This window comes from Streptococcus sp. HMSC34B10, assembly GCF_001839505.1.
GTDB classification, from domain to species: domain Bacteria; phylum Bacillota; class Bacilli; order Lactobacillales; family Streptococcaceae; genus Streptococcus; species Streptococcus peroris.
This window is the reverse complement of record NZ_KV841556.1, coordinates 616,624-625,753: the sequence shown is the minus strand read 5'-3', so window position 1 is coordinate 625,753 and position 9,130 is coordinate 616,624. Positions and strand designations below refer to the sequence as shown.

General features: G+C 40.2%; 11 protein-coding genes. 2 read left to right on the top strand and 9 right to left on the bottom strand.

Annotation, left to right across the window (positions count from 1 at the left end):
• Positions 1 to 44: 44 nt before the first annotated feature.
• From HMPREF3237_RS08675 to HMPREF3237_RS08640, 8 genes are all read right to left on the bottom strand, one after another.
• Entirely contained in the window at positions 45 to 647 is a 603-nt protein-coding gene (locus tag HMPREF3237_RS08675; RefSeq protein WP_006145499.1) for a lysozyme family protein, read from the bottom strand.
• On the bottom strand, positions 647 to 1,621 hold the full coding sequence (locus HMPREF3237_RS08670) for a nucleoid-associated protein (protein ID WP_070889536.1): 975 nt from the start codon (positions 1,619 to 1,621) through the stop codon (positions 647 to 649). Before HMPREF3237_RS08670 ends, HMPREF3237_RS08675 begins: the two co-directional genes overlap by 1 nt.
• A 95-nt stretch (positions 1,622 to 1,716) precedes the next feature.
• On the bottom strand, positions 1,717 to 2,148 hold the full coding sequence (locus tag HMPREF3237_RS08665) for a GNAT family N-acetyltransferase (protein WP_070889535.1): 432 nt from the start codon (positions 2,146 to 2,148) through the stop codon (positions 1,717 to 1,719).
• 1 nt (position 2,149) lies between these two features.
• Positions 2,150 to 2,752, bottom strand: a complete 603-nt coding sequence (locus HMPREF3237_RS08660) for an L-threonylcarbamoyladenylate synthase (RefSeq protein ID WP_070889534.1) — start codon at positions 2,750 to 2,752, stop codon at positions 2,150 to 2,152.
• Positions 2,742 to 3,572, bottom strand: a complete 831-nt coding sequence (prmC, locus tag HMPREF3237_RS08655) for a peptide chain release factor N(5)-glutamine methyltransferase (protein ID WP_070889533.1) — start codon at positions 3,570 to 3,572, stop codon at positions 2,742 to 2,744. Before prmC ends, HMPREF3237_RS08660 begins: the two co-directional genes overlap by 11 nt.
• Positions 3,572 to 4,651: a peptide chain release factor 1 gene (gene prfA, locus HMPREF3237_RS08650; RefSeq protein ID WP_070889532.1), complete on the bottom strand. Its 1,080-nt coding sequence runs from the start codon at positions 4,649 to 4,651 to the stop codon at positions 3,572 to 3,574. The genes prmC and prfA overlap by 1 nt, the downstream gene beginning before the upstream one ends.
• A 9-nt stretch (positions 4,652 to 4,660) precedes the next feature.
• The gene (locus tag HMPREF3237_RS08645; RefSeq protein ID WP_070889531.1) at positions 4,661 to 5,140 is read right to left on the bottom strand and encodes a GNAT family N-acetyltransferase; all 480 of its coding nucleotides are present in this window, start codon (positions 5,138 to 5,140) and stop codon (positions 4,661 to 4,663) included.
• A 21-nt stretch (positions 5,141 to 5,161) separates the two neighbouring features.
• Positions 5,162 to 5,746, bottom strand: a complete 585-nt coding sequence (locus HMPREF3237_RS08640; protein ID WP_070889530.1) for a thymidine kinase — start codon at positions 5,744 to 5,746, stop codon at positions 5,162 to 5,164.
• 114 nt (positions 5,747 to 5,860) lie between these two features.
• On the opposite strand from HMPREF3237_RS08640, the gene HMPREF3237_RS08635 reads away from it, so the two are divergent.
• Together HMPREF3237_RS08635 and mnmE are read left to right on the top strand one after the other, a co-directional pair.
• Positions 5,861 to 6,043 (top strand): 4-oxalocrotonate tautomerase, encoded by a 183-nt coding sequence (locus HMPREF3237_RS08635; protein ID WP_001117401.1) that lies wholly within the window; start codon positions 5,861 to 5,863, stop codon positions 6,041 to 6,043.
• Between the two features lie 113 nt (positions 6,044 to 6,156).
• A complete protein-coding gene (gene mnmE / locus HMPREF3237_RS08630) occupies positions 6,157 to 7,530 on the top strand; it encodes a tRNA uridine-5-carboxymethylaminomethyl(34) synthesis GTPase MnmE (RefSeq protein WP_070889529.1) in 1,374 nt (457 codons plus the stop codon).
• A 392-nt stretch (positions 7,531 to 7,922) separates the two neighbouring features.
• On the opposite strand, the gene hemH is transcribed toward mnmE, so the two are convergent.
• The gene (gene hemH, locus HMPREF3237_RS08625; RefSeq protein WP_070889528.1) at positions 7,923 to 9,017 is read right to left on the bottom strand and encodes a ferrochelatase; all 1,095 of its coding nucleotides are present in this window, start codon (positions 9,015 to 9,017) and stop codon (positions 7,923 to 7,925) included.
• Between the last annotated feature and the right edge of the window lie 113 nt (positions 9,018 to 9,130).

The following is a 9,130-nucleotide window of genomic DNA, read 5'->3' as shown; positions in this document are numbered from 1 at the left end:
ATTTACCATGTCTACTTAAGAGGTATCATATCAGTTCTAGATGCTTAAAATAGATTAAAAATTTTCATGACATAGAGATTTAGTTGAACCTGTCTAGAGTAATAATAGTTTCCACCATCCACATAGAGTTCTCCACCCTGAAAGATAGAAATGGGATTGATGTAGCGATAGGTTTTCCCACTTGTATTCCCTAAGGTCGGCGCAACTGTATCTCTCGAATATTTCTTAGCTAGTGTAAGAGTATTTACTTTCCCATTTTGCGCAATAAAATCAATATAAGCAGGCCCAAAATTATAAGCTTGAATAGCAGTCCAGACATCCACTCCCTTTTCTTGAGCCAGATAGAGATTATTTGTCAAAGTTTGAACTCCTTGGCGGATACTACTCGTATTATCAGAAATAGTGTTTGTCGCTCCAGTAGCAGATTCGCTAGACTGCATGATATCGCCTTCTTTTCCTTTGGTTTCGGTATAAATCATGGCCAGTATTAGCTCTTCGTTTGCAGGTGTATCCTTCTCATTCAAGATTTCTCTAACTAACGGTTGGTAGCTCATCACATGTTTTACATCTTGGTGAATATGATACAATTTATAGCCGACGAAAAGGAAGACTGCTACTACCAACACTCTTCGTATAAATTTAAACATTATTTACTTTGTATATCCTCAATATTTTTGATCAGAATGGAATAGGTTCCATTTTCATTTTGAATGAATTCCACGGATTCCGCATCCTGATAGACATTATTTGGAACAATGAGCTCAATTCCATTTGACAAGGAAAGTTTCTGATTTTCAAATCTCTTGAGCTGGCGACTAGCATCAATCTCTTCAAAACGGACAGGCTCTGGAACAGTTTCCTTGACCTGATCGATAAAGCTCAGTCGGGCCGTCAGGTTATTGTCAAAGAGATCATCAGCCAATTTTTCAGGTAACAATTGATTGTCTTCTTCGATGTGATTAAAAATGGCTGACTTCATCTTGGATTGGAACTGAAAATCATCAGTGTTGAAGTTCTCAGCAATGCGCTGAGCTGTCTTCTCTAATTCCTTGATAGATTTCTTAGGTGAAATCTTTGGCTGAACCTGCAAGAGATTCTCAGAAAAATAATTCAAAAAGGTGCCATTGTACTTGATGCGTTTCTCAATCAAATGATACTTACGGCTTTGAAGATTGACTACTAAAGCTTCATCTGCTCCAGTCCCAAAACCTGGGAGATTGTTCTGAGTGAGTTTGATTGGATTGTCCACCTCACCACCTAAGTGAGTCAAGGTTTCGCGCAATGCAATTCGTAGGAAGGCAAAATGTGCCACTCCTTCTTTCGAAAACTGGACAAAGACCAAATCATTTGTCTTTTGATTTTCAGAAATACTGAACTCTTCTTTCCAAAGATTGGCTAGGGTAACAGATGTTTCTAATAGATCATCCGTGATGTAATGGAAGAAGGGATTTCCTTCTTCGAAAATCCCAGTCTTAGCTTCATCAGAATAGACACGCTCCACTTTTCTTCGTAGATATTCTTCAATTTTTGGAGTGATATTGAGAAACTTATCCGCTAAAACCAAGTCTGTATCATCTGGACGGAACTGATGAATGATTGCTTTCTGAATATAGATATCCATAAAATGATTCGTCCTCATATAAAAGTAAGCCAACAATCTATGTATAGATTTCGCTTATAAATTTTTTAAATAGTTAATTTGCTTAGAATTCCTGACTAAAAGATACGTATGAACCGCTTTTGCACCTTATCACAAGTATAGCCAACTTTTTCATAAAATGCATGAGCAGCCAGACGATGATCGGCAGAGTTTAAACGAATAAACCCGTAACCCCGTCTTTTTGCTTCTTTTTCCAACCCCTCTAGCAAGCTTTTACCAATACCTTGACCTTGATGATCTGGCTGAACCGCTAAAGCCAAGATATTGAAACCTGGCTGTGAATACAGCGATTCGTAAACCTCAGCATGCACATAACCAAGTAGTTTATGATTGCTTGAATCTTCATACCCAAGTAAGAAATGATGCACGTCCTGAGATAACTTGGCCAGCTGATTCGCTGTTTTTTCAGGACTAAAATCATAGCCTAAAGCTTCTTTGTTAATCTCATAAATAGCTTCAGCATCTCTAGGCTTCAAATCTCGTAGCATGTCACGCCTCCTCAAAAGGAATATCAGGTAGCTTTGCAAGAATGTCTTCTCGCGTAATTGCACCTTGTCGTAGAATCTTGACCTTATCACCAGACAAATCCAAAATGGTCGAATCTTGACCTGTCAGAAAAGCATCATCCTCTAGTCCTAAAACTTCTTGATCAAAATCCTTCAAAATGTCTGTAAAGACAATTCCGCTGGTATGACCGGAAATATTGGCAGAGGGGCCAATCAAGGGACCTGTCTCCCTAATCAGATCGAGCGTGATAGGGTGACTGGGCATACGAAAACCGACTGTTTTTAGACCAGAGTTAACCCAGTAGGGAACTCTGTCGTTGGCCTCTAGAATAATGGTCAAGGGACCTGGTAAAAAGGCTTCTACCAATCGTTTGAGATAGGTCGGTTGATTCTTAGAAAAGAATTCGATAGCTTCGAGGGAAGCGACGTTTAGGTTAAGCGCCTTGTCTTTTGGGCGACGCTTGAGCTGGTAAACATGTTCGACAGCTTGTTCATCTAGAGCCTTAGCAAAAAGACCGTAAACTGTTTCTGTGGGCAAGACGACTGCTCCACCATTTTCCAACTCTTGCTTTATTCTATCCATCATCCACGACAACCATCCTATCTTGACCAAACCGGTCCTTGAGTGTTCTCACACGTTTTTCAGGAAGATATTTCCTAAACAATGCAGGAACACTATGGCCTTGTTTGTATCCAATTTCAAGGTAAATCTTACCTCCCTCACGGAGATGATTCTTAGTATCTTCCGCAATCTTGCGATAGATAGCAAGACCATCTTCCTCAGCAAAGAGCGCTAGATGGGGCTCCGAATGTAGGACATTCAAGCCGACCTCAGACTCATCTGCCCGAGAGATATAGGGGGGATTGGATACAATTATATCATAATTTCCAGCAATTTCTGCAAAACAATCAGATTTTTTAAAGGAGATTTTTAGGTTTTGCAAAGACGCATTTTCGCTTGCTAAGTTCAGTGCATCTGGAGAAATATCGCTTGCTGTAACACACCAATCTAGACGGTTTTTCGCTAAAGCAAGGGCTATAGCCCCGCTTCCTGTCCCAATATCCAAAACTGACAGATTGGGCTTAAGATTTTCAGTGAGGATAAGTTCTACCAGCTCCTCTGTTTCAGGACGTGGAATCAAGACTCGCTCATCCACCTTTAGCTCCATCCCATAGAATTCAGCGAGGCCGATGATGTACTGGGCAGGTACATGTGCTACCAGTTGTTTGTAGATACTTTCTACAAACTCTTTCTCCTCTGGAGTGATTTCCTTCTGAACAGCAAAAATAAAGTCGGTAAAAGAGAGATTTTTGAGGCTCCGATAGACAAAAGAGAGGCTTTCAGCTTCCTCTCCTTGTGTGATTAATTGTTCCTCAAAATCTTTAAAAATTTGAGCTAATTTCATTACTTGTTTAATTCTTCTAATTTTTGTGTTTGGTCATAGAGAACCAAGGCATCCACTACTTCGTCCAATTTACCAGACAAAATCGTATCAAGTTTTTGAAGAGTCAAGCCAATCCTGTGGTCTGTCACACGGTTTTGTGGGAAGTTATAGGTACGAATACGCTCTGAACGGTCACCCGTACCGATTGTAGACTTACGCTCCGCATCTTGCTCGTCTTGAGCAATTTGAGCAAAGTGGTCAGCCACACGCGCACGGATAATCTTCATGGCCTTATCACGGTTCTTTTGTTGCGTCCGTTCTTCCTGCATCTCTACCTTGATGTTGGTAGGCAAGTGGACGATACGAACGGCTGTTGCAACCTTGTTGACGTTTTGTCCACCCGCACCAGATGCGTGGTAGATATCAATCCGAAGGTCTTTTGGATCAATGTCATACTCAACTTCTTCAATTTCTGGCATGACCAGAACGGTTGCTGTAGAGGTATGGACACGACCTTGGCTTTCCGTCACAGGAACGCGTTGTACCCGGTGGGCACCAGATTCATACTTGAGTTTCGAGTAGACCGATTGACCAGAAACCATGGCCACTACTTCTTTGATCCCGCCAACGCCATTGTAAGAGGCTTCCATGACCTCAAAGCGCCAACCTTGGCTTTCCGCGTATTTTTGGTACATCTGCAAGAGGTCACCAGCAAACAATTGGGCTTCGTCTCCTCCTGCTGCCCCACGGATTTCCAAGATAATGTTCTTGTCATCGTTTGGATCTTTTGGAAGAAGTAAGATCTTCAATTTTTCTTCGTACTCTTCTTTTTCAGCCTTGGCATCTTTTAACTCTTGCTTGGCCATTTCTTCCAAATCCGCATCGCCGCCTGCTTCCTTGATCATTTCTTCAGCATCGACGATATTTTGAAGGACTTGCTTGTACTCTCGGTAGGCTGTCACCGTGTCGCGAGTGGAAGCCTCTTCTTTTGAAAGCTCCATAAAGCGTTTGGTATCAGAGACCACATCCGGGTCACTCAGTAATTCCCCTAACTCTTCGTATCGGTCTTCTACAGCTTGTAGTTGATCATAGATATTCATATTTGCTCCTTAATTCTTGGTTGTTAGATCATAGATTGCTACAATTTCGTCTTCTATGACTTGGCCAGTTTCTTTAAATCCATAATGGAGATAGCAAGATCTCGCTTGATTATTTTCCGGTTCATAAGATAACCAAAGACTTGTTGCTTTTCCAGCTGGCTCTGTTCGAACAAAGTCAATGACTGCATCCATAGTCGGTTTAAAATAGCCTAAACCTTGAAATCGTTGATCGATCATAAAACGAAATAACAAGTAATTTCCCTTGCTGATTCCAATTTTCTGGTCATAGGCAATCATAACAAAACCAACTAATACTTCCTTATCATAAACTGCTAAGGGAGCTATAAAATCACCATTTTTATCATATACATAGGCTTCAGCTAAACTAACGGAATTGGATGCAATAAAATTCCTTTGGTTTGGATGAACTTCTAGATTTAAAACGTCAAAATAATTCTCTATTGTAATATCTTTTAAACAAATAGACATTTCTATTCTCTCTAAAACGTTCTAGACGCTTTCAGTTGGTATGTCCGGATTAAAATAATGCTTGCGGCAAACCGAGATATAGGTCTCATGTCCACCGATCTGGATCTGTTCTCCATCGTAGACAGGTTTGCCCGCTTGGGTACGCAAGACCATGGTCGCCTTGCGGGAACAGTATTGGCAGATGGTCTTAATCTCCTCAATCTTGTCTGCCAACAAGAGGAGGTGTTTAGACCCCTCAAAGAGTTCATTTCGAAAATCATTTTTAAGGCCAAAAGCCATCACCGGCACATCCAGTTCATCAACGACTCTTGCCAGATCATAGACATGATGGCGTTTCAAAAACTGAGCTTCATCGATTAAGACACAGTAAGGTTTGATGGGTTGGTTCTGAATAAAACCAAAGATATCTGTTTCTTCTTCAATTGCAACGGCTTCTCGCTTCATACCGATTCGGCTAGAAACTACTCCTACTCCATCTCTAGTATCAATTGCCGAGGTCATAATCACCACACGCTTGCCTTGCTCTTCATAATTATGGGCCACCTTCAAGATCTCAATGGTTTTCCCTGAGTTCATGGTCCCATATTTATAATATAATTGTGCCATTTTCCTTCTGTTCTCTCTAAAATGTGTTTCATTATCATTTTACCATAATTTTGCTGACCTTTGTATTCCAAAATGTGATAAAATAGTTCTATAACATATTTAGGAGGTGGCCCTATGCCATTTGTACGAATTGACCTATTTGAAGGACGCACTTTGGAACAAAAGAAAGCCCTTGCTAAAGAAGTAACAGAAGCTGTTGTTCGCAACACTGGTGCTCCTCAGTCAGCTGTTCACGTTATTATTAACGATATGCCTGAAGGAACTTATTTCCCACAAGGTGAAATGCGCACTAAGTAAAGCTTAAGCAATCTGCTTAGGCTTTTCTTTATAAGTGGCATTCGTTGAATAAAACGCCATATTTTGTTACAATTTTAAGTGATATTTGTATATAAATTGTAAAAGGAAATGAAATGATTACACGTGAATTTGATACCATCGCAGCAATCTCAACTCCGCTTGGTGAAGGGGCGATTGGGATTGTTCGCCTAAGCGGAACGGATAGCTTTGCGATTGCTCAGAAAATTTTTAAAGGTAAGGATTTGAGTAAGGTTGCTAGCCATACTCTTAACTACGGCCACATCATTGACCCTCAGACAGGCAAGGTCATGGACGAGGTCATGGTTGGGGCTATGAAGTCTCCAAAGACCTTCACTCGTGAGGATATTATCGAGATTAATACTCACGGTGGGATTGCCGTAACAAATGAAATCTTGCAATTAGCTATCCGTGAAGGAGCACGATTGGCAGAACCTGGTGAGTTTACCAAGCGTGCCTTCCTCAATGGTCGTGTAGACTTGACTCAGGCCGAGGCTGTTATGGATATTATTCGGGCCAAGACTGATAAGGCCATGAATATCGCGGTTAAACAGTTGGATGGCTCTCTATCAGACCTCATTAACAATACGCGCCAGGAGATACTCAATACGCTGGCTCAGGTTGAGGTTAATATCGACTACCCTGAATACGATGATGTTGAGGAAGCTACTACTGCCGTTGTCCGTGAAAAAACTTTGGAATTTGAACAATTACTAACCAATCTCTTAAAAACAGCCCGTCGTGGGAAAATCCTCCGCGAGGGAATTTCAACGGCTATCATTGGTCGTCCCAACGTTGGAAAATCGAGTCTACTCAACAGCCTCCTGCGCGAAGATAAAGCCATTGTCACTGATATTGCGGGAACTACCCGAGATGTCATTGAAGAATACGTCAATATCAACGGTGTGCCACTTAAATTGATTGATACTGCTGGTATTCGTGAAACAGATGATGTCGTGGAACAAATCGGGGTTGAACGCTCCAAAAAAGCCCTCAAGGAAGCTGACTTAGTTCTACTAGTCCTAAACGCTAGCGAACCACTAACCACTCAAGACCGACAACTTCTTGAAATCAGTCAAGATACCAACCGTATCATCCTACTAAACAAAACTGATCTCCCCGAAGCGATTGAAACTGCTGAGCTTCCAGATGATGTCATCCGTATTTCAGTCCTCAAAAATCAAAACATTGATAAGATTGAAGAGCGCATCAACAATCTCTTCTTTGAAAATGCTGGATTGGTCGAACAAGATGCTACTTACTTGTCCAATGCTCGCCACATTTCTTTGATTGAGAAAGCAGTCGAAAGCTTACAAGCAGTTAACGAAGGTCTTGAATTAGGTATGCCAGTTGATCTGCTTCAAGTTGATTTGACCCGCACTTGGGAAATTCTTGGGGAAATTACTGGTGATGCAGCGCCAGATGAGCTTATTACTCAATTGTTTAGTCAATTCTGTTTAGGTAAATAACATAAAAACTAGGTCAAAAAATGCTAGTCACCTAAAAAGAGGTTGGGACAAAAAGATCCCGACCTCACTTTTTATTATCAATCATAATTTGACGCGGTAGCTGATTGAACTTTTTGTTCGTCTTTTAGACTCCAAAAAGCTCCTAATCATCCTCGCGGGGCTGAGACTACGAAATCAAGACTTTGTCTATCGATTTCTGTCCCACCGCCTTTTCTTTCACCTTCTAAGTTATATCCTGCCTTAGCAGAAATCTGAAACAAACCTTATACTCAATGAAAATCAAAGAGCAAACTAGGAAACTAGCCGCAGGCTGTACTTGAGTACGCCAAGGCGACGTTGACGCAGTTTGAAGAGATTTTCGAAGAGTATTACCAGTTCTTTTCTATTTTCACTTAGTCTTTAGGTAATTTGCCAGCTTTTTCAAGCATTTTTTTGATTAAATAAGGCATCTTGACATTTTCACGACCTTTTTTCTCAATTAATTTTTTAACAAATTCTGGCATTTGTAAGTCTTGTGATTCATCTAAAATATTCTTAGTTTCCTCCGAAGGGACTAATTCATCAAAGGTTTCTTCTTCTGGGAGGAATTCTCTAAATTCTTTATGTTCATTAGCTCGGATAATATTGACCAAGGCATCAATCAAACGAGAATCTGTATTTGGCATTGGTGGACGATGATAGTTCACCTCCAATTCCTGACACAAGTCATGACATTCCACATCGTTGTCAAACAAGACTTCAATATGCTCACTGATAAAACTAATAGGCACAAAAATATAATGCTCTGGATGTTCTTCCTGTTCTCTAAGATACTCCAATACATCTGGTTTAATCCAAGGAATACCAATATCACTTTCGCTCTGCCAAGTGTTGGTATATTGCTCTGGTTTCAAGCCTAATTTCTCAGCAATTAACTTGCTATTTTCGAAAATCTGGTCGATATAGGGATCACCAAAATCCAAGGCAAAAATAGGTACACTGTGGGCAGAAAAGATGACTTTAAAGCTATCCTGTTTCACCTTTTCTTTTAAAATTTTATCAATTTCAGCTGTCCAATAGTTTAATAGTGCTTCTTCTTTATACCAGTCCTTAATAACTAAAAACTGAATTTGTTTGCTTTCCAGAAACTTTTCATACCCCATGACAGAGTAAAAGGAATAGTGTGGCTCCAAAATCAAGCAAATACACTTTTCAATTCCATCTGCTTCCATTTGCCGAATTACATCTGGAATAAAAGGGGTTGAAAATTTATTGGCAAAATAGACACTATATTCATTTCCTAACCTAGCTTCTACCAAGGCAACTTCTTCACGAGTAATTTTTTGAAGTGGAGTTCCTCCAATTCGAACATAATTATCATAAAGGGTTTGAATCTCGTGGTCTTGAGGTCGAACTCCTCGACGAATGTTGGTAAAAAAGTCGGCTACTCCTTCAAAGGTAATCTCTTCTGGTGAACCAAATGTCATCATTAAAATTGCTTTTTTCATCTCTGCATCCTTGTGATATTTTTATCTTTTTTATTGTATCACTAAAGAAATCATAAGTAAACGCTAACATAAGGATTTTATCTCCCTTTTGACTTTTGTTTTTCTCTTCTTTC

Coding starts and splice junctions, on each gene's coding strand:
- HMPREF3237_RS08675 (WP_006145499.1), bottom strand. CDS start 647: ATGTTTAAATTTATACGAAGAGTGTTGGTAGTAGCAGTCTTCCTTTTC.
- HMPREF3237_RS08670 (WP_070889536.1), bottom strand. CDS start 1,621: ATGGATATCTATATTCAGAAAGCAATCATTCATCAGTTCCGTCCAGAT.
- HMPREF3237_RS08665 (WP_070889535.1), bottom strand. CDS start 2,148: ATGCTACGAGATTTGAAGCCTAGAGATGCTGAAGCTATTTATGAGATT.
- HMPREF3237_RS08660 (WP_070889534.1), bottom strand. CDS start 2,752: ATGATGGATAGAATAAAGCAAGAGTTGGAAAATGGTGGAGCAGTCGTC.
- prmC (WP_070889533.1), bottom strand. CDS start 3,572: ATGAAATTAGCTCAAATTTTTAAAGATTTTGAGGAACAATTAATCACA.
- prfA (WP_070889532.1), bottom strand. CDS start 4,651: ATGAATATCTATGATCAACTACAAGCTGTAGAAGACCGATACGAAGAG.
- HMPREF3237_RS08645 (WP_070889531.1), bottom strand. CDS start 5,140: ATGTCTATTTGTTTAAAAGATATTACAATAGAGAATTATTTTGACGTT.
- HMPREF3237_RS08640 (WP_070889530.1), bottom strand. CDS start 5,746: ATGGCACAATTATATTATAAATATGGGACCATGAACTCAGGGAAAACC.
- HMPREF3237_RS08635 (WP_001117401.1), top strand. CDS start 5,861: ATGCCATTTGTACGAATTGACCTATTTGAAGGACGCACTTTGGAACAA.
- mnmE (WP_070889529.1), top strand. CDS start 6,157: ATGATTACACGTGAATTTGATACCATCGCAGCAATCTCAACTCCGCTT.
- hemH (WP_070889528.1), bottom strand. CDS start 9,017: ATGAAAAAAGCAATTTTAATGATGACATTTGGTTCACCAGAAGAGATT.